This window comes from Lentibacillus jeotgali, from assembly GCF_000224785.1.
Lineage (GTDB): Bacteria > Bacillota > Bacilli > Bacillales > Amphibacillaceae > Lentibacillus > Lentibacillus jeotgali.
The window spans coordinates 37,497-62,704 of sequence record NZ_AGAV01000015.1; the positions used below are offsets into that span (position 1 = coordinate 37,497).

General features: G+C 43.3%; 28 protein-coding genes, 2 tRNA genes and 1 other RNA gene. 5 read left to right on the plus strand and 26 right to left on the minus strand.

What is annotated here, in order from left to right; all coding sequences use genetic code 11:
* Positions 1 to 44: 44 nt before the first annotated feature.
* From ON01_RS11675 to metG, 3 genes are all read right to left on the minus strand, one after another.
* A complete protein-coding gene (locus ON01_RS11675; RefSeq protein ID WP_010531228.1) occupies positions 45 to 1,343 on the minus strand; it encodes a resuscitation-promoting factor in 1,299 nt (432 codons plus the stop codon).
* A gap of 235 nt (positions 1,344 to 1,578) precedes the next feature.
* Complete coding sequence (locus ON01_RS11680; protein ID WP_010531229.1) at positions 1,579 to 2,349, minus strand: TatD family hydrolase; 771 nt, start codon at positions 2,347 to 2,349, stop codon at positions 1,579 to 1,581.
* Positions 2,350 to 2,424: 75 nt separating this feature from the next.
* On the minus strand, positions 2,425 to 4,383 hold the full coding sequence (gene metG, locus ON01_RS11685; protein WP_010531230.1) for a methionine--tRNA ligase: 1,959 nt from the start codon (positions 4,381 to 4,383) through the stop codon (positions 2,425 to 2,427).
* A 329-nt stretch (positions 4,384 to 4,712) separates the two neighbouring features.
* Between metG and ON01_RS11690 the strand changes: the two genes are divergently transcribed.
* A complete protein-coding gene (locus ON01_RS11690; protein ID WP_010531231.1) occupies positions 4,713 to 4,991 on the plus strand; it encodes a transition state genes transcriptional regulator AbrB in 279 nt (92 codons plus the stop codon).
* A gap of 168 nt (positions 4,992 to 5,159) precedes the next feature.
* On the opposite strand, the gene rsmI is transcribed toward ON01_RS11690, so the two are convergent.
* From rsmI to tadA, 17 genes are all read right to left on the minus strand, one after another.
* Entirely contained in the window at positions 5,160 to 6,035 is an 876-nt protein-coding gene (gene rsmI / locus ON01_RS11695; RefSeq protein WP_010531232.1) for a 16S rRNA (cytidine(1402)-2'-O)-methyltransferase, read from the minus strand.
* The gene (locus tag ON01_RS11700; protein WP_010531233.1) at positions 6,013 to 6,309 is read right to left on the minus strand and encodes a GIY-YIG nuclease family protein; all 297 of its coding nucleotides are present in this window, start codon (positions 6,307 to 6,309) and stop codon (positions 6,013 to 6,015) included. The genes rsmI and ON01_RS11700 overlap by 23 nt, the downstream gene beginning before the upstream one ends.
* Positions 6,296 to 7,042, minus strand: a complete 747-nt coding sequence (locus ON01_RS11705; RefSeq protein ID WP_010531234.1) for a tRNA1(Val) (adenine(37)-N6)-methyltransferase — start codon at positions 7,040 to 7,042, stop codon at positions 6,296 to 6,298. Before ON01_RS11705 ends, ON01_RS11700 begins: the two co-directional genes overlap by 14 nt.
* A 119-nt stretch (positions 7,043 to 7,161) precedes the next feature.
* A complete protein-coding gene (gene yabA, locus ON01_RS11710; protein ID WP_010531235.1) occupies positions 7,162 to 7,506 on the minus strand; it encodes a DNA replication initiation control protein YabA in 345 nt (114 codons plus the stop codon).
* A gap of 14 nt (positions 7,507 to 7,520) precedes the next feature.
* On the minus strand, positions 7,521 to 8,348 hold the full coding sequence (locus ON01_RS11715; RefSeq protein ID WP_010531236.1) for a PSP1 domain-containing protein: 828 nt from the start codon (positions 8,346 to 8,348) through the stop codon (positions 7,521 to 7,523).
* A 4-nt stretch (positions 8,349 to 8,352) separates the two neighbouring features.
* Positions 8,353 to 9,342, minus strand: a complete 990-nt coding sequence (holB, locus tag ON01_RS11720; protein WP_010531237.1) for a DNA polymerase III subunit delta' — start codon at positions 9,340 to 9,342, stop codon at positions 8,353 to 8,355.
* A gap of 93 nt (positions 9,343 to 9,435) precedes the next feature.
* Positions 9,436 to 9,765, minus strand: a complete 330-nt coding sequence (locus ON01_RS11725; protein WP_010531238.1) for a cyclic-di-AMP receptor — start codon at positions 9,763 to 9,765, stop codon at positions 9,436 to 9,438.
* 16 nt (positions 9,766 to 9,781) lie between these two features.
* On the minus strand, positions 9,782 to 10,417 hold the full coding sequence (gene tmk, locus ON01_RS11730; RefSeq protein ID WP_010531239.1) for a dTMP kinase: 636 nt from the start codon (positions 10,415 to 10,417) through the stop codon (positions 9,782 to 9,784).
* A 72-nt stretch (positions 10,418 to 10,489) separates the two neighbouring features.
* On the minus strand, positions 10,490 to 11,914 hold the full coding sequence (locus tag ON01_RS11735; RefSeq protein WP_010531240.1) for an aminotransferase class I/II-fold pyridoxal phosphate-dependent enzyme: 1,425 nt from the start codon (positions 11,912 to 11,914) through the stop codon (positions 10,490 to 10,492).
* 88 nt (positions 11,915 to 12,002) lie between these two features.
* Positions 12,003 to 12,194 (minus strand): sigma factor G inhibitor Gin, encoded by a 192-nt coding sequence (locus tag ON01_RS11740; RefSeq protein WP_010531241.1) that lies wholly within the window; start codon positions 12,192 to 12,194, stop codon positions 12,003 to 12,005.
* A 200-nt stretch (positions 12,195 to 12,394) separates the two neighbouring features.
* Positions 12,395 to 12,658, minus strand: coding sequence for a pro-sigmaK processing inhibitor BofA family protein (locus ON01_RS11745; RefSeq protein ID WP_010531242.1), 264 nt, complete (start codon positions 12,656 to 12,658; stop codon positions 12,395 to 12,397).
* A 79-nt stretch (positions 12,659 to 12,737) separates the two neighbouring features.
* A complete protein-coding gene (locus ON01_RS11750; protein WP_010531243.1) occupies positions 12,738 to 12,947 on the minus strand; it encodes a YaaL family protein in 210 nt (69 codons plus the stop codon).
* A 15-nt stretch (positions 12,948 to 12,962) separates the two neighbouring features.
* Positions 12,963 to 13,559, minus strand: a complete 597-nt coding sequence (gene recR, locus ON01_RS11755) for a recombination mediator RecR (protein ID WP_010531244.1) — start codon at positions 13,557 to 13,559, stop codon at positions 12,963 to 12,965.
* 94 nt (positions 13,560 to 13,653) lie between these two features.
* On the minus strand, positions 13,654 to 13,971 hold the full coding sequence (locus ON01_RS11760; protein ID WP_010531245.1) for a YbaB/EbfC family nucleoid-associated protein: 318 nt from the start codon (positions 13,969 to 13,971) through the stop codon (positions 13,654 to 13,656).
* A gap of 24 nt (positions 13,972 to 13,995) precedes the next feature.
* A complete protein-coding gene (dnaX, locus tag ON01_RS11765; RefSeq protein ID WP_010531246.1) occupies positions 13,996 to 15,690 on the minus strand; it encodes a DNA polymerase III subunit gamma/tau in 1,695 nt (564 codons plus the stop codon).
* A gap of 385 nt (positions 15,691 to 16,075) precedes the next feature.
* An RNA gene (gene ffs / locus ON01_RS18980) (signal recognition particle sRNA large type) lies at positions 16,076 to 16,341 on the minus strand.
* Positions 16,342 to 16,426: 85 nt separating this feature from the next.
* Positions 16,427 to 16,885, minus strand: coding sequence for a tRNA adenosine(34) deaminase TadA (gene tadA, locus ON01_RS11770; RefSeq protein WP_010531247.1), 459 nt, complete (start codon positions 16,883 to 16,885; stop codon positions 16,427 to 16,429).
* 66 nt (positions 16,886 to 16,951) lie between these two features.
* Between tadA and ON01_RS11775 the strand changes: the two genes are divergently transcribed.
* Both ON01_RS11775 and ON01_RS11780 read left to right on the plus strand, forming a co-directional pair.
* Positions 16,952 to 17,485: a cysteine hydrolase family protein gene (locus tag ON01_RS11775; RefSeq protein ID WP_010531248.1), complete on the plus strand. Its 534-nt coding sequence runs from the start codon at positions 16,952 to 16,954 to the stop codon at positions 17,483 to 17,485.
* A 63-nt stretch (positions 17,486 to 17,548) separates the two neighbouring features.
* On the plus strand, positions 17,549 to 18,838 hold the full coding sequence (locus ON01_RS11780) for a glycoside hydrolase family 18 protein (RefSeq protein WP_010531249.1): 1,290 nt from the start codon (positions 17,549 to 17,551) through the stop codon (positions 18,836 to 18,838).
* 49 nt (positions 18,839 to 18,887) lie between these two features.
* Here ON01_RS11780 and ON01_RS11785 read toward each other — a convergent pair whose 3' ends face one another.
* The 3 genes from ON01_RS11785 to ON01_RS11795 all read right to left on the minus strand — a co-directional run bounded on the left by ON01_RS11785 (position 18,888) and on the right by ON01_RS11795 (position 21,818).
* A complete protein-coding gene (locus ON01_RS11785) occupies positions 18,888 to 19,406 on the minus strand; it encodes a type 1 glutamine amidotransferase domain-containing protein (protein WP_010531250.1) in 519 nt (172 codons plus the stop codon).
* A gap of 271 nt (positions 19,407 to 19,677) precedes the next feature.
* Complete coding sequence (gene acsA, locus ON01_RS11790) at positions 19,678 to 21,393, minus strand: acetate--CoA ligase (protein ID WP_010531251.1); 1,716 nt, start codon at positions 21,391 to 21,393, stop codon at positions 19,678 to 19,680.
* A 352-nt stretch (positions 21,394 to 21,745) separates the two neighbouring features.
* Positions 21,746 to 21,818, minus strand: a tRNA-Arg gene (locus ON01_RS11795).
* Between the two features lie 182 nt (positions 21,819 to 22,000).
* Between ON01_RS11795 and ON01_RS11800 the strand changes: the two genes are divergently transcribed.
* Together ON01_RS11800 and ON01_RS11805 are read left to right on the plus strand one after the other, a co-directional pair.
* Positions 22,001 to 22,648: a deoxynucleoside kinase gene (locus tag ON01_RS11800; protein ID WP_010531252.1), complete on the plus strand. Its 648-nt coding sequence runs from the start codon at positions 22,001 to 22,003 to the stop codon at positions 22,646 to 22,648.
* Between the two features lie 12 nt (positions 22,649 to 22,660).
* Positions 22,661 to 23,344, plus strand: coding sequence for a deoxynucleoside kinase (locus ON01_RS11805; protein WP_010531253.1), 684 nt, complete (start codon positions 22,661 to 22,663; stop codon positions 23,342 to 23,344).
* A gap of 116 nt (positions 23,345 to 23,460) precedes the next feature.
* On the opposite strand, the gene ON01_RS11810 is transcribed toward ON01_RS11805, so the two are convergent.
* From ON01_RS11810 to ON01_RS11825, 3 genes are all read right to left on the minus strand, one after another.
* A complete protein-coding gene (locus ON01_RS11810; protein ID WP_138919780.1) occupies positions 23,461 to 23,643 on the minus strand; it encodes a hypothetical protein in 183 nt (60 codons plus the stop codon).
* A 63-nt stretch (positions 23,644 to 23,706) separates the two neighbouring features.
* Entirely contained in the window at positions 23,707 to 24,522 is an 816-nt protein-coding gene (gene proC, locus ON01_RS11815; protein WP_010531255.1) for a pyrroline-5-carboxylate reductase, read from the minus strand.
* A 556-nt stretch (positions 24,523 to 25,078) separates the two neighbouring features.
* A tRNA-Ser gene (locus ON01_RS11825) sits at positions 25,079 to 25,171 on the minus strand.
* Positions 25,172 to 25,208: the final 37 nt, after the last annotated feature.

The window sequence follows — 25,208 nt, forward strand, 5'->3', positions numbered from 1 at the left end:
AATGCTCCTGCCACAATGCTGTGACAGGAGCATTATATCATACCTTAATCAAGAATTTTGACTGTAACCGATTTTCGTCCAAAATTCAGTGCGTCTGCCTGAGATGGCATATGCAAGTCAATTCGATTACCTCCAATGTCTCCACCAGTGTCTCCGGCAATCGCAGTGCCATATCCTTCCACATGTACTCTGCTCCCCAGCGGAATAACATTAGGATCAACGGAAACGACCTTCTTGCTAGGGTTTTTATTTAAATTAATTCCGGTCGCTGTAATACCCGAGCACCCGGGGCATTCTGCTGTATAAGCTGTCGCCGTCATCTGCAGCACTTTACTGCTGCTGGAATTACTGCTATTTTCGCTGTTGCCACTATCATTCTTACTGCTATCGTTGCTGCTTGATTTGCTGCTGCTTTTTGAACGGCTGCTCTTTGTACTGTTGCTGCTTTCTGAAGACAGCGTTGTCAAGTTTTGTTGCGTTTTTTCTTCTTTCGTGCCAAGTGCTACAATTCGTTTTTCGCTTTCTTGTTTCACTTCTTTATTAACGAGTTCTTTATTGACTTCTTTCCCATTTTCTTTCGTTATTTCATATGTTTTGACCAGGACACCTTCCTGCCCCCCAGCAATGACCTTCTTTTTTCCCTTTTCAAGATTATTATCTTTACGTTCTTCAACCTTATAGTCAATGGTTTCTTTTACTTCGTCTGTAACTTTTTCAACATGTGTAATAGTGATTGGCGTGTCTTTTTTAACTTTTTTATTTTCGCCTGGTTTTAATTTGTCTGAATCATCCAGGCTGATCTTCTCTTCCTCCAAAAGATCACCAACTTTTCCACCGGTAGCCCAGACTTTTTGCTTGTCACCGCCGTCATTAATGGTTACTTGAAAGGCTCTGTCAATCGTATAGACCATGCCGTCGCTGATGGCAGCTGTTTTATTATGTGATGTGTCATCATGCTTTGAGACGCTGATTTCCGCCTCATCAAGAAATTCGTCAATTGTACCTGTAACTGTATGATAGGTCTTTTCTTTCCCCTCAGCTTCGACGGTAATCTTATTGGCTGCTTCGTATGTAATCGTCATGCCGTCTTCGATCTCAGCATCTGTATCATGTGATAATGCATCATGCTCTTCGTAGGCAATACCTGCCTCATCCAATAATTCGTCTACAGTATCGGCATGTGTGTGCATGGTTTGTTTTTCCCCGTTATCAACGATGGCTACTTCTGCTTTGGTGGTCTCAACAATGATGAATCCTGAAAATACCATAAGTGCTAACACTCCAACCACAGACAGAATCCATTGCCAGGTTTCTTTCGGCAAAAGACTTGAAAAAATTTTCATCCTTTTTTGCCTCCTTCCATCGCGATTTTGATTATATAGACAGTACTATGTAATTACAACGATATTTCGTTTACGGTTAGTTTACAATTGATTTACAAAAAGTAACCATTGTATAACAGCGTCCTATAACCATTGGTATGAGCGTCTTTATACAATAAAAAATGAGGCCGGAAAGTTGACCGGACCTCATCAGGAAGCTTTTTTTATTACAGGAAGTTTACGACATTTTTTACGGTTATTCGCTGATATTAAAGAATTTAAGGGCATTTTCTGTCGTGATATTACTAAGCTTATCGAATGGCATACCCCGAAGTTCAGCAATTTTCTCAGCAACCAATTTAACGTATGATGGTTCATTTCGCTTGCCTCGGTTTGGATGAGGAGCCAAAAATGGGGCATCCGTTTCAACCAGCAGCCGGTCAAGCGGAACTTCAACCGCCACATCTTTTGGCAGGGTGGCATTTTTGAACGTTACCGGTCCGCCGAGTGAAATATAAAAATTCATATCAAGAAAGGTCTGCACATATTTAGCTGAATCATTGTAGCAATGCATGATGCCGCCGACTTCACTAGCCTTTTCTTCCTGCAGCAGCTCCATAATATCTTCTGTCGCTTCACGGTTATGGATGATAATCGGCATATTAACTTTCCTGGCCAAGGCAATTTGTCTGCGGAAAACCTCTTTCTGCAAATCTTTCGGTGACTTATCCCAATGATAGTCCAAGCCCATTTCACCAATTGCCACCACCTTTGGATGACTCGAAAGCTCTTCAATCCGAGCAAGATCTTCATCGGTCATGTCCACCGCATCAACCGGATGCCACCCGACAGCTGCATAAATGGTTTCATATTGTTCCGCAATTTCAATAGCGAGCGGAATCGTCTGACGGTCAAACCCGACAACAACCATATACTTTACCCCAGCGTCAAATGCACGCTGGATCGTTTCCTTCCGATCTTCAAAAAACTGGTCCGCATTCAAATGGACATGCGTATCAAATAACATAGTGCCACTCCTTCATCCTGCATATAATGGAAAGGGCCAGACTCGGCTGAGCTGACCTTTCCCCATTCTGTATTATTATTTTACAACTGAGCCATTTGGCAGCGATTGTTCAACAGACGTCAGTACAACTTGCCCGCTGTCATCTTCGCCACAAAGAATCATTCCTTCTGATTTCTCCCCGCGAAGTTTGACCGGTTTAAGGTTCGTCACACAAATGACTTTTTTGCCGATCAGATCTTCCGGCTTATAATACTCAGCTATACCGGATACAACCTGCCGTTTATCTGTTCCGGCATCAAGCTGAAGCTTCAGCAATTTATCCGTTTTTTTCATCGGTTCGGCTTTCAAAACTTCTGCCACACGCAAATCCAGCTTCATGAAGTCATCAATCGCAATTTCTTCTTTTTGTTCCGGAACGTGACTTTCTGATTTTTCCTCTTCCTGTGCCGGTTTTTGCATCATGGCCTTGATGGTTTCAACTTCTTTGTCCACATCAAGACGCGGAAAGATTGGATCGCCTTTTTGGACAGGCGTTCCCGCTTTAATCTGACCATTTTCGTAAACACTGTCCCACACGTTCAAATCGGTATCGTCCAGCCCAAGCTGACGGACGATTTCTTTAGGTGCTTCGGTCAAAAATGGCTGCAGCATAATGGCAATTTTGCGCAAGGATTCAGCAAGGTGGGCCATAACGTTCCCGAGTCGCTCCTTGTTTGCCTCATCTCTTGCCAGGATCCATGGTTCCGTTTCATCGATATATTTATTGGTGCGGCTGATCAGCTGCCATAATGATGAAAGGGCGACCGAAAACTGCATGTTTTCCATCGCATTTTCAACCTTTTCGATCGTTTCGGTTTGCAGCTTTTCAAGTGATTTCTCAACATCCGTTTCAGATGCGGTATATGCTGGTATTTTACCGTCAAAGTATTTATTAATCATCGCAATGGTACGATTCAGCAGGTTCCCAAGATCATTTGCCAGATCGTAATTTGTCCGCTCAACAAACCCTTCAGGCGTGAACACACCGTCAGATCCGAATGGAACTTCGCGCAGCAGATAATAACGCAATGCGTCGAGCCCATACCGGTCAGTTAGTTGAATCGGATCGACCACATTCCCTTTTGACTTGGACATTTTGCCGTCTTTCATCAATATCCAGCCATGGGAAAAGACCTTCTTCGGCAGCGGCAGATCCAGTGCCATCAGCATGATCGGCCAATAAATCGTATGGAAACGAACAATTTCCTTACTCATTAAATGAACATCTGCCGGCCAGAATTTCTGATACAATGAATCGTCATCCGTACCATAGCCCAAAGCTGTAATATAGTTGGTCAGGGCGTCAACCCAAACATAGATAACATGCTTCGGATCACCTGGAACTTTAATCCCCCAGTCAAATGTTGTCCGTGATACTGCCAAATCTTCTAGACCGGGTTTTATAAAATTGTTCAGCATTTCATTTTTGCGATTCTCTGGCTGAATAAATTCCGGGTTTTCCTCATAGAATGCCAGCAGTCGGTCGACATATTTGCTCATTTTAAAGAAATATGACTCTTCTTTGACTTTCTCAACAGGATTGCCGCAGTCCGGACAGTGTCCGTCGTCCAATTGACGTTCTGTGAAAAAAGATTCGCATGATGTACAATACCAACCTTCATATTCATCAAGGTAAATATCCCCTTGTTTCACCAGCTGGTCAAAGATCTGGGCAACCACTTTCTTATGTCGTTCCTCCGTCGTGCGGATAAAATCATCATTGGTAATCTTTAACTTCTTCCAAAGACTTTGGATGCCGCTGACAATGTCATCAACATATTCCTGAGGCTCCATGTTTTTCTCTTGTGCTTTACGCTGGATTTTCTGACCATGTTCATCCGTCCCGGTCAAATACATAACATCGTATCCCCGCAGTCGCTTATAGCGTGCCATCGCATCACCAGCAACTGTTGAATAAGCATGTCCAATATGTAAATTGCCGCTCGGATAATAAATTGGTGTTGTTATATAGAATGTCTTTTTTGTATTTGGCATGGGCTTACCTCCTCCATCATTATTTCTATTGTAGCTATTTTTAAACCGTTTGCCAATAGATGCCGTAGTTTGGCGGATTACAGGCCATTATATAAAATAAAGCGCTATTTACATAATGTCAGTGTAATTTTATCGATAAACGTCATTTTAACAAAAAACATGCGAATTGTTTAGTTAATTGAATATTCCTATTTATTTTTATCTTGTGCTATATATATTGACACTCTTTATAATGACTGGTACTATATTCCATAAGCAACTGTCGAAACATGCCGAAAAATTTTAGAACGATGGCAGTAAAAAGCCATTAGAGGGGAGAAATGGAAAACATGAAATCTACCGGAATTGTTCGTAGAGTTGATGAGCTCGGCCGCATAGTCCTTCCGATTGAATTGCGCCGTACGCTTGAAATCAACGAGAAAGATGCCCTGGAGATTTACATCGACGATGATAGAGTTGTATTGCGGAAATACACACCGAATATGACGTGTCAGATGACCGGGGAAACATCTGATGATAATTTCTCATTAGCAAATGGTAAAATCGTTCTTAGCCCTGAAGGAGCAGAACAGCTCATTGACGAACTTCAATCACGATTAGACAAATAACCTGATTCTGTATAAATCTTTTGTATGTGAGAAAAACGGCTGACGCATTGGTGTTCCAACGTCAGCCGTTTTTTGTAATAGGATGGAGGGAACCACAACTTGTTCCCGAATTGCGAAACATCGGCGCAAAATCACTAACTTGTTCCGGAAACTCAAAGTATTGATACATCACCTCTCCACATGATATGCCTGATAAACTTCGCGTTTTGGCATGCTGCGATCTGATGCTGTTCGTTTGATCGCATCTTTACTGGAGAGATCTGCTTCATTGATATAATAGGAGACATGCTCAACGACTGAAAGACTGCTCCACCACAGGTCATTCTCGTGTACCTCTTCACGGGATATCCCTTCAATGACCAGACAAAATTCACCTTTCAGCTCCGTTTTGTCCACCCAATTGATCAGCTCTCTAACAGTGCCGCGTATGTATTCTTCAAATTTCTTGGTCAGCTCACGGGCGACTGAGATCTGCCTGTCACCAAGATGGGTATGCAGCATTTTTAACGTGTCCTTAATCCGATAGGGCGATTCATATAGCAGAAGCGTGCCATTAATCAGTTTTAACCGCTCTAGTTCCGCCTCTTTATCCTTCTTTTTCCGTGGCAGAAACCCGTAGAATAAAAATTCATCCGCCGGCAATCCCGACCCCACAAGTGCACATAACGCGGCGTTGGCACCCGGAAGGACAACAACCGGGTGATCTGCTTGAATCGCTGCCTGCACCAGCTCGAAACCCGGATCTGATATGCCGGGCATACCCGCATCACTGACAATGGCAATCGATTCGCCATTGTCCAGACGGTGAAGCAGTTGTTCGCCGCGTGTCTCCTTGTTATGTTCATGATAGCTAATGAGATGGGTGGTGATGTCAAAGTGATTCAGCAGCTTCTTTGTGTTTCGTGTATCCTCAGCGGCAATGATGGACACTTCCTCCAGTGTTCTCAGCGCACGAAACGTCATATCCTCTAGGTTGCCAATCGGCGTTGGTACGACATAAACCGTATTTTGCTCCTGGCTGCTAAAACTCTTTTGAATTCTCATATTTCATCACTTCTTTCAGCTTATCCCGGATTAATTGAGCTTTTCCTTTCCGTTTCAGCTGTTTGATCTCATGTTCTCTGCGCATGGCTTCCTCTTTTGTTTCGAAACTCTCTACAAAAACCACTTGAAATGGCCCGCGCCCGCGTGTATATTTGGCGCCTTTTCCTTCCTCGTGCATTTGAACACGGTGCTCCAGATCATTTGTATACCCGGTATAAAATGTGTTGTCAGCACACTTTAAGATATAAACGGTATGTTGTTCAATGTTTTCCATAAATGATCCCCTCTGCTTCCGTTGTATAAGTATTGTCGTCGTTATAAATATATAAAGGCGGCAAAATCGTTAAATCAGCATTTCCATCCCGGCTGCCTTCAATCAAAATCATATTAGCATCCCGCCCCCGTTTGGGGTAAACAAACTGAAGCCGTTTGGGTTCAATTTTATATTGCCGAAATAATGTGATAATATCCACCAGCCTGCCCGGTCGATGTACCATTGCAACCTTCCCGCCCGGGCGCACATGCAGCTTGCTTGCTTTGACGACATCTTCCAGTGTGCTGTGCACTTCATGGCGGGCAATCGTTAGATGATTATTTTGATTATGTTCTGTTTTGGCCGGTGTCGGAAAATACGGCGGGTTGCAGGTGACCACATCGTACCTGCTGTGCCCAAGAACGCTTTTCATTTCCTTTAAATCACCGTGGATCATCCTCAGCCTGTCCGTAAGTCCATTCAACTCAACGCTCCGTCTCGCCATGTCAAAAAGCCGGTCCTGTATCTCTACACCTGTAATTGATGCATTTGTCCGGCGCGATAACAATAATGGTACCACACCATTGCCGGTACATAAATCAAGAATATGGCCTCTTTTGATCGGCACATAAGCAAAATGAGCCAACAATACGGCATCAAGGGAGTATGCAAACACGTCAGGGCTCTGAATAATATGCATATCGTCCTCTGAGAGCAAATAGTCAAGCCGTTCATCATCAAATAATTGTACCATTTAACACTTCCGTTCTCTTTGCGATATAAAAACTGCCTCCACCCAATAGAGACAGTTCTATAATATAGATTGTTCAAAAAGGAGGATAAAACCGGACTTTTTCAACAACCTATAATACGCTATTTTGTTTTACTAAGAAACTGCAGACAAAATAAGCAATCCTCTTCTTGTCGCGGCGTGCCAAAATGGACATTGCAAATATGAAATCCTTCTTCATAGAGCCGCGCCAGGTTATCGTAACCTTCTCCGGGTATATTGCTGGAATCATTCACAACTTTATTTTCTTTAAAATCATCATCTGCTTCCTCCAAACGGCTGCGCAAATGGTGATTTTCCATTTCCAGGCGATGCTTTTCCTCCAGGAGATTGCTTAATTTGCCCTTTAAATCACCAAGTTGTTCATATAATTCACCGATTTGGGTCTCCATATCGGATACCTGATCGAAAATTTGCCGCTGTGACACGCCTATTCACCCCACTATTCTGTGGCTTGCGCTGTAATAATGCCCTCATCAATCATTTCATCTAAAGTATATTCGATAACACGTTCATTTTCAGGTATTTCAATATGAATAACGCGTTCCAAAATATTCAAACCAACGACTTTTCCTTCACCATATGGCGTGTTGACATCCTCGCCAATATCAGGCAATTCTCGCTTGGCTGTTTCATATTCGTCGTTTTCATATTTTAGGCAGCACATCAGCCGGCCGCACAACCCTGAGATTTTTGCAGGGTTTAGGGACAGGTTCTGATCTTTAGCCATTTTAATCGAAACCGGCTCAAAATCCCCCAGGAAGGTTGAGCAGCAGAGCAGTCGGCCACATGGCCCAATACCGCCCAACATCTTGGCTTCATCGCGCACACCGATTTGTCTGAGTTCAATACGTGTTTTGAAGGTTGCCGCCAAATCTTTGACCAGGTTTCGGAAATCGACCCGACCATCAGCTGTAAAATAAAAAATGATTTTGTTGCGGTCAAACGTATACTCAACGTCCACCAGATTCATATCCAACTGGTGTTCCTTAATTTTTTGAGTACCTGATTCCAACGCTTTATCGGCAAGTTCATGGTTTTCAACCACTGTCAATTTATCTTTTTCATCTGCCACACGAATAACTTTCTTAAGCGGAAGGACGACGTCTTCTTCGTCAACCTGTCTATTCGTAATGACTACTTTTCCGAACTCGATTCCGCGAACCGTTTCAACAACTACATATTGATCAAGATCTATATCATTGTTTCCCGGATCAAAATAATATATTTTACCCGCTTTTTTAAAACGGACTCCTATTACTTCTATCATTCAATCACCCCTGTATTTGAATGGTGAGCTGCTCCATCACTAGTGTCGGGTGGACATTTTGCTTGAGTTTCCGTTTTGCATCAAGCAGTTTATTCAATATATCCAGCAATTTTTCCTGTGAAAAGAACATCACCAGATTATCGATTTTTGAGTCATCCTTGGCAAAAACAGTCATATCATCTTCTTTTCCGATATGGTAATAAAGTATATCTTTAAAAGCCAGCAGCAGCAAATCAAGACCCTGTTCCTGCTGTGAGCGTTCTTTGAAATGCGGCATCCATTGCTGATGGATAAATAAAAATGCATCATTTCTATGTGTTGAAAACGTTTCTACCAATTGTATCATTAATTTTCGTGCCTGCGCAAACCACTCATCCTCACTCCATGAGATGGCCTCGTCCAGGTTGCTGGTTAACGTGCTAAGCAACACAGCAGTAGATCTGAACACGCCATGATCGATTAGCTGCTGCTGAAAAGCCTGCGGGTTGAGTGGCTTCAAATCAATCGTTTGACAGCGGGAACGAATGGTCGGGATAATTGATGAGCTATTCTCAGTCAAAAGAATCGCTGTCGTCTTCCTGGATGGTTCTTCAAGGAATTTTAATATCCGATTGGAGGCATTCGTTGTCAACGTATCAGCCCCCTTTACGACGTATACCTTTTGGTCGGTTTCAAGGCCTGAATAATAGAACTCCTTTTGAAGATGCTCAATCTGTTCTTTCCTGATGGACTGTCCATCAGGTTCGATCCAATGCACATCGGGATGGTTGCCGGAGTCGATCCGCCTGCATGCATTGCACTCCTGGCACGGTTCAACATCAGAGGCGTTCGTACAGAAAAGTGTTTTTGCCAGTAATATGGCAATAGCTTCTTTTCCCGTTCCGCGTTCCCCCTGGAGCAAGTAGGCATGGGAGATCCTTTCTTTATTAATGCTCTTGGTAATGATTCTGCTTGCCAACGGCTGGATTTCGGCTGTTTCAGACCACGTTTTCATTTTGGTTCCCTCTTTATTCAATATATATAATGCCAGTCCACTGTTGGCGGATTTTGATCAGGCATTGCGATATTCACCCGCAATGCCGCTGGTCTAAAATTGTATGAATTGTTCGATCGGAAGGATAAATACAGTTGCACCACCAACTTCGACTTTGACCGGTTTTGGAATATAAGAATCCGCATTGCCGCCCATCGGGGAGATTGGTGCTACCATTTGTTCACACTTGGAACAATTATCCTTGATGACATTCAGTGCCTTATCGACATATTGATCCTCACAGCCAATCATCAGTGTGGTGTTTCCTTCTTTTAAAAATCCACCGGTGGTTGCAAGTTTGGTGATTTTAAAATCCTCTTCACCCAATGCATCAAGGAGACGGTTCGTATCTTTGTCCTGAACAACCGCAATGAGTAACTTCACGACTCTTCACCCTCCTTTACTTTATTTTTTTCAAATAAGAATCGATATATTTCACTGTGTCAGTTTCAACTTGCGCAAATGGCTGATCAGCATTCATTACCTGAATCCGGTCAGGAAATTTAGAAACAAGCAATTGATATGCTTCGTAAACCTGTTCATGGAACCGGATATTTTCAAAATCAAGACGGTTCCTCTCTCTATCTTTGTTCGCTTTGATGCGGGCTAAACCCTCTTTTGGCTCAATATCAAAAAATAAGGTCAAATCCGGCATCAAATCCTGAATAGCAAACTGATTTATCGAAAACACTTCATCAATCCCGAGCCCCCGGGCAAACCCCTGATAAGCAAGACTGCTGTCAACAAACCGGTCACACAATACAATTTTCCCTTTCTTAAGGGCCGGTAAAATCTTCTCAGTCAAATGCTGTCTTCGTGCCGCTGCATATAAGAGTGCTTCGGTTCGTGCGTCCATAGCTGTATGAACCGGATCAAGAATGATGTCACGGACTTTTTCAGCGATTTCAATGCCTCCGGGTTCCCGGGTCGTCAAGACATCATAGCCTAAATTTTGAAGCTTTTGCTCAGCTGATTTAAGAATGGATGACTTGCCTGAGCCCTCACCACCCTCAAATGTGATAAAGTAACCGTCCACGTCTGTTGCTCCTTTATTGTTAGTTGAACAGAATCGTCATTTATGAGCAGCTAAACGCCGTAGTTTGGCGGCTTACTGATCGATGAAAATATTTATTCCGTCATTTATATCAAGATGCTGTAAATGAACACCTTGCTTCGCCAATTTTTTCACTTCCAGGATATGACTTTGGGTAATCCGCTCACCCTTCAGTATGAGGGGGATTCCGGGTGGATATGGCGTGATTGGCTCTCCCGCAATATACCCCGCCGATTGATGAAGCGAAACTTGTGCTGTCCCGTGCCGATCCATTACGGAATAATCCAAATCGAGTTCCGTCAGTCGTTCTGTAAAAAGATTGTCTATTGTTATTATATCATGATTCCGTTGATTTTTTAATTGTGCACCAATCTGTCTGATCGCTTTTTTCAACTGATCAAACTGCGTAAAGGGCGCAAGACCATGAATGAACAAAACCTGATGATTGGTTGAAAGTTCCGGATATATACCTTGCTGCTCGAACAAGTCCGCTATCATCCCACCGGTAATGCCCGGTTTTGCCTCCAGCGTTATTTTCAGCGGATCGTCCGCCGGCAGGACATCCCAGTAATCACTTGAATCAAAAATGTCACTGACCTCACAGGCGCTTTCAAGTATCAACTCCAGATCGTCTGAGGTTAAATTTGCCAAAAATGCACGCGCCAGGTCCAATGATGCCATAATCGGATAGGATGGACTGCTTGACTGAACCATCTGCAGATAGTGATGCACCTGGCTATTAGAAATCCGATCCGACTGAATATGCAATAATGCGCCCATTGTCATCGCCGGTGCCATTTTATGCGCTGACTGAACGACCGCATCCGCGCCAAGTGTTAAAGCAGAAGTCGGAAACATCCTGCCTGATGAAAAGTGGACACCGTGTGCTTCATCGATCAGTACTGGTACATTATATTCATGGATAAGCTTAATGATTTCTTCGATTTCAAATGTCCTGCCAAAATAATCCGGATAGGTCAGCACCACGGCCTTGGCATCAGGATGCTCCTGCAGTGCCATTCTGACAGTTTCAATATCTGGTGCTGTATAACGTTTAACCGAATCATCGAATGTCGGTACCATAAATATTGGTCTGGCACCGCTCAGCTCCAGCCCATTAAAAATCGACTTATGGCTGTTGCGCTGTACAATGATGCTATCGCCTGCTGCACAAACCGATAATATCATGGCCAGATTCCCTGCTGTACTGCCGCCAATCAAAAAGTGGGTATGATCCGCGCCGAAATATTCAGCAGCCAATTTCTGCGCCTCATCAATCACACCACCCGGTCCATGTAAGTCATCAAGTCCTGTTAGTTCGGTCAAATCCAGCGGCAATACCGCTTCAAAATATTCCCGTGTCTCCCCTGGAGGAATTCTGCCGTTTTTATGGCCAGGCACATGAAAGGAAATCGGCTGACCACCGGCAAACCGTTTCAGTGCATCGAATAATGGTGTATTGTTCTGTTTAAAATTCATGATTAACCGTCCTTTATGTATACCTATTCATAATCATAATCATAAACAACAAAAAAGACCGCTGCAACAATTAGCAGCAGTCCCTGTTCTAGGAATATAGTGTTGGCTGATTCATATTTTTTAATTTTTGCAGATAATAGCGATATTTTTCTTCCCTTGGTTCGGTATGAATCATATTCGTTTCGCATTCACAACAAATGAACAATTTGTATAAATGAATGCCCCATTCTTTTTCCTCTTCACAAATACCGCACCGTTCCGTCGTTAATTTTTGTACCATGTCCCCACCTCCGTTAGCTTAGTATCTCCTAATCTAACGAATTTTATACGAATCATTGAAACTTTTTTCAAAACAGCTGTTTCAATAAAAGTATATGCCGGGGAGGCTTATTTCTTTACACATCATACGAGCACAGGCCAGAACAATTTTTTACGGTTAGTTTTTCTTATAAGGTCAACCATAATGTATACTTTCTGACACTATAAAATAAATAAATGAATGGCAGCAAGAGACGTCAGGCCAAACAAACCTAAAAACCCTGAGACAATAACTGTAAATAGATTGATAGGGATATGCAAGCCAATCGCCCCGCCAAACACATTAAAGAAAAACAGGAACAATATGCCGATTCCTAATTTCACAGTACTGTTCGCAATAAAACGCATTGGCTTAACAGGAGCTCCCACAAATAATAGAATGACGATTAACACAACCATAATCGAAATAACCAGTGTCGAACTCATACCGAATCACTCCTTTTCCTTGTCCCTTTCTATTTTTATATGAAAGGTTAGACGGAAAAAGAACTGAATTCTATGGAATTTACCTGATGGCACTGATTTTCCGGTATCTTGCTTCCCGCCATAAAAATAAATACTTTGCTTGGGCAAGACGCTCTTTATAATAGCCATCATATGTTGGTTCGATACTTTTCTTCACGATTGACTGAATTTCTTTCCACTCGTGTTCCAGCGTAAATAATGAATCCAATAATTGCTCGTCAACTTCCCGTTTTCTCCGTTTTCTCCCCATGCGCCTCACCTGTCTTTATAGATCTCTTCTGCCTTCCAATGCTTTTGACAACGTTACTTCATCAGCGTATTCAAGATCACCGCCAACAGGAAGCCCGTGTGCAATCCGGCTCGTTTTAATGCCTGATGGCTTCACAAGACGAGAAATATACATCGCTGTCGCTTCCCCTTCAATATTCGGATTCGTAGCCAATATTAGTTCCTCAACCGCTTCATCTTTCAATCTGTTAATCAGATCAGGAACATTGATATCTTCGGGGCCGATTCCGTCCATCGGTGAAATCGCACCATGCAGGACGTGATATTTGCCGTTGAATTCTTTCATTTTCTCCATCGCAATAACATCTTTCGGATCCTGTACGACACAGATAACAGAGCTATCTCGTGAAGTGTCCTGACAAATGGCACATGGATCCTGATCTGTGATATGACCGCAATTTGAACAGTGTGTCAATTCACGCTTGGCATTCACCAGCGATTTGGCAAAATCCATCACATCATCATCTTTCATATTTAAAACAAAAAATGCCAGACGAACAGCAGTTTTGGGGCCGATCCCCGGCAATTTGGTGAAACTGTCAATCAGTTTGGAAATCGGTTCCGGGTAATACATATATACGCCTCCCATTAGAAAAACTCAGGCCTAGCCCCATAAAGCAAGCGCCTAAGTTTTTCATACCAGGTCCCCTATCGTGTATTTTCGATGATTAGAACATTCCGCCGGGCAGATTCATCCCTTGGGTGAATTGCCCCATCGTGTCATTTGTCTTATCTTCAATCTGTTTAATAACATCATTTGTCGCAGTAAGAATCAGATCCTGCAGCATGTCAATGTCATCAGGGTCTACAACTTCTTCTGAAATTTGCACATCGGTTATTTCTTTTTTGCCATTGGCTACAACGGTCACCATGCCGCCGCCCGCTGACGCCTCAAATGTCATCTCATGCAGTTCTTCCTGTGCTTTCATCATTTTCTTTTGCATTTTCTGCATCTGCTTCATCATATTGTTCATGTTTCCTTTCATGGATAACGCCTCCTAAAAAATAATCTATTCATCGTGAATCTCCAGCAGTTCATCCCCTACCAGCTTTCTCGCTTCCGCCACGATAGGGTCCTCCTGCTGCTCCTCTTCTTTGGTCGCTGATTGTTCCTGCCTGCTTAAATATCCGTTGCGCAATTCCTGCCATTGGTTTGCCGGAATAGGTATAATTGTCCACTTTCTTCCGGTGACACTTGTGAGCACTGACTCCACCGTATCGCGGTTATCCAAAAACAGAGAACAATGAATTTCATATTTAAATTGAACGACTAGTGCCTCATCAGATGCTGCTGCAGGCTTGCTGTCCTGTATTGTAGCATGTGCAGGGGCGCTTGTCGATTTCAGTTTGTTTAGAAACGAGGCCCATTGTGACTGCACTTCTTTTAGCATCGGCCGTTCCGCTGCGTCCAGAACACCGCGGATCTTTTCATACGGAATGTTGTAGCTGTTTTTGGCTGTTCTTGGTTTAGGCCGTTTCGGCTCCGGTGTTGGTGCTGACTGCCTAGCTGCTGCAGGCGAGTCCTTCAAAGCAGTCAATTCTTTCTCCAAATGTTCCAGCCTGCCGATTAGCCTTGTAACGGCCTCTGAGTCTGCCGCATTTTCTGTCTCCTCTTTCTGATGATCCTTATTGGTTATCGTTAAAATGGCAATTTCAATAAATACTTTCGGGCTGGTTGTCCATTTAATTTCCTGCTGGCACTGATTAAGCTGAGTAATTGCATCCTGAATCCAATCTTCGGAGACTGTCCCGGCAAGCTGCTTAAATGGCTCATCGGCCATAGCCCGCTCGAGAATCCCCTCGAGTGTCGGTGCGCTTCTGTACAGCAATAAATCACGCAGAAAATAAATCAGGTCATACACAAAGCGCGCAGGATCTTTTCCGTTCTGAATCAATTCATCAAGCAGTGTTAAAGCGCTCTGCACATCCTGGTCATGCATAGCTTGAACAACGTCTGTTAAAATCCCTTGGGAGACACCGCCAGTAACGGCCAGAACATCCTCCACTTCGACCTGTTCATCACTGTACGAAATCGCCTGGTCGAGGATGCTGAGTGCATCACGCATTCCGCCTTCTGCCGCCAGTGCAACAGTTTCCAGTGCTTCATCCGATACAGCAATTTGTTCCGATTCAATCACTGTCCGCATCCGTTCAACAATTGACTTATTCGAAATCGGTTTGAAGTCAAAACGCTGGCAACGTGAAGCAACTGTCATTGGGATTTTGTGAGGCTCAGTTGTCGCCAGTATAAACACGACATGTTTCGGGGGCTCTTCCAACGTTTTCAAAAGTGCGTTGAATGCACTTGTTGAAATCATGTGCACCTCATCGATGATGTATACTTTATAAGGGACCGAACTTGCGGCATATTTAACTTTATCACGTATCTCACGGACATCTTCAACACTTGTATTCGAAGCTGCATCCATTTCGATAATATCGTTGATTGAGCCATCCTGAATACCGCGGCAGGATGCACATTCATTACATGGCTCTTTGATAGGGGCATTTTCACAATTAATTGTCTTCGCAAAAATTTTCGCGGCACTTGTTTTTCCGGTTCCCCGCGGGCCTGAAAAAATATAGGCATGCGAAAATTTTTCCTGAGCTATCGCATTTTGAAGTGTCTTGGTAATGTGGGACTGGCCGACAACATCCTGAAATGTCTTGGGCCGCCATACGCGGTATAGTGCCTGGTAGGTCATTATCAATGTTTCCCCTTTATGAACACGCATTTATAGATTCTATGTAAATTATACTCGATGTCATGGGTGAATGTGAAGGGGATTGCAAATAATCACAAGGCTGGCCATTTTGTGCAGCCCCCCTCCTTTCACACATGCCGTCGTTCCATCAAATGAATGTCGATGCCCGCCCTTAAACTACAATACCATTAACACTTCCATGTCATACGTCAGCGAAGTATTGTGGGCAAATCGTTAGAAAACCCGGCCTATCGCCAAGCATTAATGGCGAAAGCCTTAGTTGCACTTATGCAGTTAAGAAAGAATTTATACTTTCTTAACTGCTAAAAAAGACTGCATCAACTGTCGCTAACAACATTGATGCAGTCTCTCTTCATTATGTAAACCGTGCACCCATTGTTGATTGGGCGTCCCTAAGCGTTACCCAAGTTCATGGCTCGGCTCAGGCTTCCCCGCGGCACACAAGAATGACCACTTACTGCTGCTTCCTTCCGGATCTGACAGGGTTCATGGGTTCCTGTTGCGCGGGACCTGGGCGTCAACACCACTCCCTTGGGGCAGACCTTAAAAACGTCCAACCTCGAATGGGAATTCGGCCTCGCTATAGCGGATTGCGAGTTCAGGGCACCGCTACCTCCCCGCTTAGCACGGTATTAACTATTATACTTATTATAACTGCAAAATGCAATCATAATCGTGAGCTGGATACAATTTACAGACAGTTTTTATACAACAACTATTTTTTCCCCCGAAGTTTCCGAAAAAAATCTGTCAGTAAGGTGCTGCACTCGTCGTGCAGTACGTTGCTTGTAATTTCGGTACGGTGATTGAACCTTCCGTCCTGCAATAGATTCATCAGTGTACCGGCACAGCCTGCTTTCGGATCCGGTGCCCCAAAGACAACCCGTTTGATACGTGATTGGACAATGGCGCCGGCACACATTGGACACGGTTCAAGGGTGACATACAGTGTACAGTCTTCAAGCCGCCAGCTGCCAATGATTTGATTCGCCTTTTCAATCGCAATAAGCTCCGCATGTGACAACGTGGTTTGTGATGATTCACGAATATTGTATCCCGCAGCAATCACCTCATCTTCATAAACAACCACAGCCCCGATAGGGACTTCTTTCATCGCCTCGGCTTTTTTGGCTTGTTTGATCGCCTCTTTCATAAATACAACATCTTTTTCCATTTCAATACCCCTTAATGTTTGAAATTACCCACAAAGGAAAAACTGAAGTTAGAAAGGAGTTACTTTATGGATACATCTATTGATAACAGTGCCATTATATTTATAGATATTATAAACGATTTTAACTTTGAGGGCAGTGAAAATCTGCTTAAAAATACAGATGAGATTTTACCTGGTTTAAAAAAATTAAGGAAGTTTGGAAAAGAAAATGATATTCCTATTATCTATGTCAATGATCATTACGGCATCTGGCAGGCAGACTTCCGGAAAATCATCGACCATTGCCAAAATAGCCGAAATCAGCATATGATACAGACATTAAAACCGGATGATTCCGACTATTTTCTGATTAAACCGCAGCACTCGGCCTTTTTCCAGACCCCTTTACACGCCCTGCTGAACGACCTCGATAAAACACATCTTATCATGGCAGGCATCGCCGGGGATATTTGTATTTTGTTTACGGCGAAAGATGCTTACATGTACAAATACAGCATGCATGTCCCGGAAAACTGTATGGCGTCCGAAGAAAAAGAAGGCAACCAGTATGCGCTCTACCTGATGCGTTCCGTAATGGATGCACTTATTGGTCCAATCTGAGTTATATCCTCCTTCCTTAAATCATAATGTAGAAAAAAGAGCAAATTTAAGGGAGGGATTTTTTTGCAAATTCATGTTGTCCAACAAGGAGACACAATCTATAATATTGCCGATACATATGGTTCCATACCAACTGACATAATCGACGCAAACGAACTGGATGCACCAAATAACCTTGTTGTCGGCCAAGCGCTTGTCATCCCAATCGTGGGGCAATTTTATTTTGTACAGCAAGGGGACAGCTTATATTCGATTGGCCAGCAATTTGGCCTGACGGCTGAACAACTTGCACAAATCAATAATATCCCTGTCGGGGGTACGTTACCTGTTGGGGCTCAACTTTATATTCCAGAACAGCCAAAACCGGGAATCACTTCAAATGCCTATATCGAACCGACTGGAGAAGAAGTTTCCCAGACGTTAATCAATTCTGCAGAAAAAACAACGCCATATCTTACTTACCTTGCACCGTTTAGCTATCAGGTCAACCGGGATGGAACACTGACAGCCCCGCCTCTGGATAATTTTGCACAGATTGCCGCTAACCAGAACACGTCACTGATGCTCACTGTTACCAATCTGGAAGAAGGAGAATTCAGTCGTGATCTAGGCCACATTATCGTGACGGTCCAGGCTGTACAAAATACATTATTAAACAGTATTGTCAATGTTGCAAATGAAGTTGGGTTCAGTGATGTCCATTTTGATTTTGAATTTTTGCCGCCGGAAGACCGTGAAGCCTATAATAATTTTTTGAGAAAGGCCAAACAGCGTTTATCTGAAGAGGGCTTATTAATGTCCACCGCCCTTGCCCCCAAAACAAGTGCAGAGCAGACAGGAGCATGGTACGGGGCGCATGATTATGCGGCACACGGGGAGATTGCCGACTTTGTTGTACTGATGACCTACGAATGGGGCTATAGTTACGGTCCGCCATTAGCCGTATCACCGATCGATGAAGTACGAAAGGTAGTCAATTTTGCGTTGAGTGTCATGCCGGCAAATAAGATATTGCTCGGACAAAACCTCTACGGCTATGATTGGACACTTCCCTATGAAGAAGGCGGTGAACCGGCTGAAGCCATCAGTCCCCAGGAAGCCATTACGAGAGCACGCAGCCAAAATGTGGCCATCGAATTTGACCAGGAAGCACAGGCACCCTTTTATACGTATACCGATAGCCAGGGGAACAATCATGAAGTTTGGTTCGAGGACGCACGCTCAATTCAAGCAAAATTTGATATGATCAAAGAATTGGGTCTCCTAGGAATCAGCTACTGGAAATTAGGTTTGGCCTTCCCGCAAAATTGGCTGCTCTTGCAGGATAATTTTACAATCAGGAAATTGGATTAAAAAGATCCCCCTAACCGCTGTTTAAGCGATCAGGGGGATTCATTTTTTGTTATGCGCTCAGCACGTTCAGTGCCTCTCTGTTAAATGCTGGTATATCACCCGGATCGCGGCTTGTCACCAGCTGATTATCGCATACGACGACTTCCTGATCCAACACTTCTGCACCTGCGTTTTCCATGTCCACACGGATGGATTTAAAACCAGTTGCTTTGCGTCCATCCAGTGACCTTGCATTAATCAGCAATTGTGCACCGTGGCAGATGGAGAATACCGGCTTTTTGTCATCCATGAATTGCTTAGCGAATTTCACAAACCGTTCATCCGCCCGCAGCATGTCCGGTGAAAAACCGCCGGGGATAAACAGTGCATCGAATTCTTCCGGTTTTACATTGTCGATCCCTTCATCAACGGTGACAGTCGTTTCATTATTTTTTCCTGTCACTTCCTTGCCTTTCTCGGCACCGACTGTAATCACTTCATGTCCGGCATCTTTAAAAGCCTTGGCCGGATCCGTATATTCAACATCTTCAAACATATCAGTAATAACTGTTGCTATTTTTTTAGCCACTTTAATCACTCCTTTAAGAAATGCTCCATAATAATTCTACCCGCAATAGATTGGACTGAAACGTAACGGTAATGCCTCATTATTTAGAAAACTTGGCTTATCCCAAGATTTAATGGCGAAAGCCTTAGTTGCACTTATGCAGTAAGAAAGTATTTATACTTTCTTAACTGCCAAAAAAATTGGCCACCAATACAAATTGATGGCCAATTAAAGTTACATATTTTGCTTTGAGACAATACTGCCGTAATTAAGGGTCTTTGTGATCTTTATACTATTCTTCAAGTGTTGAGGTATCACCTGTTGGCAATCCAAGCTCCCAGGATTTCAGAAGACGACGCATGATTTTACCACTGCGCGTTTTTGGAATTGCATCTTTAATTTCCAGCTCCCGCGGTGCAGCGTGTGCACTCAGGCCGGTTTTGACAAATTGCCGTACCTCCTCGAGCAGTTCCTCTGAATCCTCATAGCCGTCGTTCAGAGTAATAAACGCTTTGACAATTTCCCCGCGTTCAGGATCCGGTTTACCGATAACCCCGGCCTCTGCTACAGCAGGATGCTCAATCAGCTTGCTTTCCACCTCAAATGGCCCGACACGTTCACCGGATGTATTGATGACGTCATCCAGCCGGCCCTGGAACCAGAAATAGCCGTCTTCATCTTTGTAAGCACTATCACCTGATACATACCAGCCATTGATAAAGTAGCTTTCGTATTTTTCCGGGCGCTTCCAGATTTGCCGCATCATAGCGGGCCAAGGTGCTTTGATCGCCAGATTGCCCATTTGATTTGCCGGCAATTCATTTCCTTCATTATCAACAATTGAAGCTTCAACTCCTGGAATCGGTTTACCCATTGAACCCGGACGAATTTCCTGTGACGGCAGATTGACAATAAGCTGTGCACCTGTTTCTGTCATCCACCATGTGTCATGAATTCTCAGGTCGAATGCCTGCAAGCCCCAGGTGATGACTTCCGGATTGAGGGGTTCACCGACACTCATGATATGACGCAATGATGACATATCGTGTTTTTTAACGACATCTTCGCCCGCACTGACTAGCTTACGAAGTGCAGTAGGTGCTGTATACCATACACTGACATTATATTTATCAATCGTGCCATACCAAGCATCGGGGCTGAACCGGCCACCGCGCACTACATTTGTGACACCATGCAGCCACGGGGCAAAAATACCATAGCTTGTTCCGGTTACCCAGCCGGGGTCGGCGGTGCACCAATAAACATCATCTTCACGCAGGTCCAGTACCCACTCGGCAGTGGCATAATGTTGAATCATCGCATTATGCACATGGTAGACCCCTTTAGGCTTACCTGTGGACCCAGATGTATAGTGAATGAGCATGCCATCTTCAAGGTCAACCCACTCAATATCAAAATCTGTTGATGCTTCTTTCATTTCCTGCTGATAATCAATGTATTTGTCAGACGTTTCATTGTTTTCACCGACAAGAACGATTTTCTTAAGATCAGGCAAATCATCTTGCGGTACACGTTCAAGCAGATCCGGTGTGGTAATCAGCGTGCTCGCTTCACTGTCCTCCAGCCGGTCACGGACTGCCTGCTCCATAAATGCCTCAAACAACGGCCCAGCAATTGCCCCTGTTTTCAAAATACCGAAAAACGTTGCATAAAATTCCGGACTTCTCGGCAGAAACATAAAGATGCGATCGCCTTTTTCAACACCATTTTTTTTCAATACATTGGCAAACTGATTGCTCTGCTTTCTTAATTCATCAAATGTTACCTTTTCTTCACGATCGGGTGATGAAAACAACAACGCAGCCTTGACTTTTTTACTCGGGTCTTCCGCATGGCGATCAACAGCTTCATAAGCCATGTTGACTTTACCCGTATCATTCCAGCTGAAATGTTTTTTTACATTATCCCATGAAAACGTCTTGCGCATGTTTTCATAGTTTTGCAGATTGTACGTTCCGTCTTGTGCAGGTATACGCTGCATATCCATTCCTATCACCTCATCCAGTAAAATTTGTAATCGGTTGCAAAAACCGCCTACTTCAAAATACGTTATAATTGCATTAATTATACAATTATATAAAGAGTTTTATAAACATTTTGGGAACTATCTTTTATTTTAGAACATTTTATGACAATTTTAAAGTGTTTTAATTGGAATCCATTAAAATACACCTCCGCATCATCGTGCAAAGGTGTGGTAAGACTCATCACAAAACAGCTGACCGACGGGATTCAGTGCATATTGATCAGCAGCGGAGAAAACGTCAGATCCCTTCCTGTTGTAATTACTACCTGGTTCATGTTGAGATGGAAAGTATGCTGTATGATTAGTTGAGGTACGCCCCCGGCAGGAATCGAACCTGCGACACACGGCTTAGGAGGCCGTTGCTCTATCCCCTGAGCTACGGGGGCAATTATTGGTGCGTTTCGTCCAGTTAATCTAAGACATCATAAAGTGGGAAAAAGACACAATAAACATTATACAAAATTTCGAGCCAAATGAAAAGGCATACCTCAATTTTAAAATGGAAGTGGACTTTTTTCTGTGCTACAATAACAAAAGTGATATAGACTGATTGATTGGGGGGGAAGTTATGCCACAGGTCCCGTTCATTGCAATTGAAGGGCCGATCGGAATCGGAAAAACATCACTTGCAAAAAAACTTTCTGTCCATTTTGATTTCCATCTGTTAAAAGAAATCGTTGAGGAAAATCCGTTTCTCGGAAAATTTTATGATGATATTGAAGAATGGAGCTTTCAAACGGAAATGTTTTTCCTTTGCAATCGTTTCAAACAACTGGAAGATATTGAGCGGAAATATCTGAACCGAAACAAAGCGGTGATAGCCGATTACCATATATCCAAAAACATGATTTTTGCCAAACGAACATTGCAGCAGGACAAATTTACCAAATACGAACAAATTTACCATATATTAACAAAGGATATGCCTGTACCGAACATCATGATTTACTTGCATGCCGGTCTTGATACGATTTTAGAAAGAATTCGGCTTCGCGGCAGAGATATCGAACAAAACATCAAAGCATCCTACTTGTCACAGCTTGCACAGGATTATGAAAGCTACATGAATGAATTCGAGGTGCTTCATCCTGACATTCCGGTCATCCGCATAAACGGGGATGAAATGGATTTTGTTAAACACCAGGAAGATCTTAATAAAATTATTGATCTTGTGAAACGGCAAATGTGTCACCACAATACAGCATCCAAACAATAAAGGGGAACAAACATGAACTTACGTGATAAATACCAGATTCCGCATGATAGCATCATCACTGTTGCCGGTACTGTCGGTGTCGGCAAATCAACAATGACAAAAGCACTGGCCCATGCCCTGAACTTTAAAACCTCCTTTGAAAAGGTTGATAAAAACCCTTATCTCGAGAAATTCTATGATGATTTTGAACGCTGGAGCTTTCATCTGCAAATCTACTTTCTAGCTGAGCGTTTTAAGGAGCAAAAGAAAATTTTCGAATATGGCGGTGGCTTTATTCAGGACCGTTCCATCTATGAAGATACAGGCATTTTCGCTAAGATGCATTATGAAAACGGAACGATGTCCAAAACAGACTATGAAACCTACAAAAACCTCTTTGAGGCAATGGTAATGACGCCATATTTTCCTCATCCAGATTTACTGATTTATTTAGAAGGTTCTTTTGACCACGTAGTGCAGCGGATACATAACCGCGGACGGGAAATGGAAAAGAATACGCCAAACGCTTATTGGGAGGAACTGCATAACCGCTATGAAGAGTGGATCAACAATTTTAACGCATGCCCGATATTACGCGTCGACATTTCCGATTATGATCTGCTTAAACAGGAGAAATCCATGGAACCGATCCTGGAGAAAATCAGCCACTTCATTCAGCAGTCCCGCAAATGGAAAACACGAGAAATCATTAAATAAAAAGGACTCCTGAAAAATGGAGTACTTTTTTTATACTTCCTCAAGCGGGAAAACATTTTCAATTGTCTGCAACTCGTCTGTTGTCAATTTTATTTCCGCTGCTTTCAGATTGTTGATCACCTGTTTCGTATTGTGTCAATGAAGTTCAGGCCGTGATCGATTGCCGCTAAAACGATGTCACCGCCATATTCCGTACCAGCTTCTTTAATCTCATATCCAATTTTATTAGCAAAATATGTCAGGTTATCAAGAATCTTGGATTTCTGTCCCGGAGGAATTCTTCTATGGGATGATCGCAACCCTTCATGCTCAAGCATCTGCAACTGAATGCAAGGAACCCCGGCGCATAACCGGTTCCTTGCTTACTGCTTTTTCCCTAGTTCAATCGACCGTTCGCGTGCGCTTTCCACACATGACATCACCGTTTCCTGAAAGTTATGTTCAGCCAGTGATTCAAGTCCGGCCTGTGTTGTACCGCCGGGGCTTGTAATATTCTCACGGAGCCTGGACGGGTCCAGACCTGATGTTGTCAGCATTTCCCCCGCGCCAACAATCGTTTGTGTAATCAGATCATGTGCTGTATCATGATCCAATCCAGCTCTGACTGCCGCTAATTCCATAGCCTCGACCAGGTAATAAATATATGCCGGCCCACTTCCAGATATAGCGGTAACTGTATGCATATCCGTCTCGGCTACCTCAGTCGCGGTACCAATCGTATTAAACAGATCCAGTGCCGTTTGCAAATGTTCTGCCATAGCAAATTTCCCCCGGGTTACGGCTGTGGCAGACTGCCCTGCTGCCGATGAGGTATTCGGCATTGCCCGGACTACTGGAACTTCTTTGTTAATCAATTGTGAAATCGTATCGGTTGAGATACCCGCCACAACCGAAATAAGCAACTGACCCTTGTCCAGGTAATTCCGGATTGAAGTAAGGGCAGCCTCCACGTCATAAGGTTTAACGGCTATAATCACAATGTCAGCGCCATCAACTGTTTGTTGCGTATTATCCGTATTTTGGACCTCATATTGTTTTTCCAAAAATTCCAAGCGGTTTTTATCAGATTTATTCGTCACAAAAATTTTCTCTTTCGGGAAAAATTCACTGTTTAATATTCCTGTCAGGATTGATTCAGCCATTGACCCGGCGCCGATAAACGCCAATTTTTCGCTCATCTTCATCTCTCCTTTAACGTTAATCATCAACAATAAAAACACCCCAATCGATTCCTTTGAAAAGGACGGATTGGGGTGTCTTCCGTGGTACCACCTTCATTGGCATGCCATACATGCCCACTTTTGTTTAATAACGCAGCAAGACTGCGGCCAGGTTTTAATCTGACAACTCCAAGGCAGGTTTCACAAAGGCTTTGCCCCGCGGAATCTCTCAGCCGGTGAATTCCACTCTCTTACGGGAAGCGTTTTGCTACAGACCTCTTCTTCGTTTCAAGGTTATTTGTCTGTAAAATCACAGATTGTTTATATTATTATAGACGAATATGGCTGTATTTTTATGTACTATACCTGCTAATATGATGAATGTCAAGCATTTAAGAAAACTTAATCCCGACTCTTCTTCATTAAAACTTTTAAATATGACAGTAGTGAGAAAAAATTGGCTTTTGAGTCCTATAGGCTGGCGCATTTTAATTGCCTGACAATAAAAAACCGCTACATAATGTAACGGTTCGGCGGTTTTTAAATATCTCCAATTTTTGCGGTTAATATTCAATGGAGGAGGTAGAGGGATTCGAACCCCCGCGCGGTTTGACCCGCCTGTCGGTTTTCAAGACCGATCCCTTCAGCCAGACTTGGGTATACCTCCATATTGACGACAAGATTAAATTTAACATGTGTCGTAC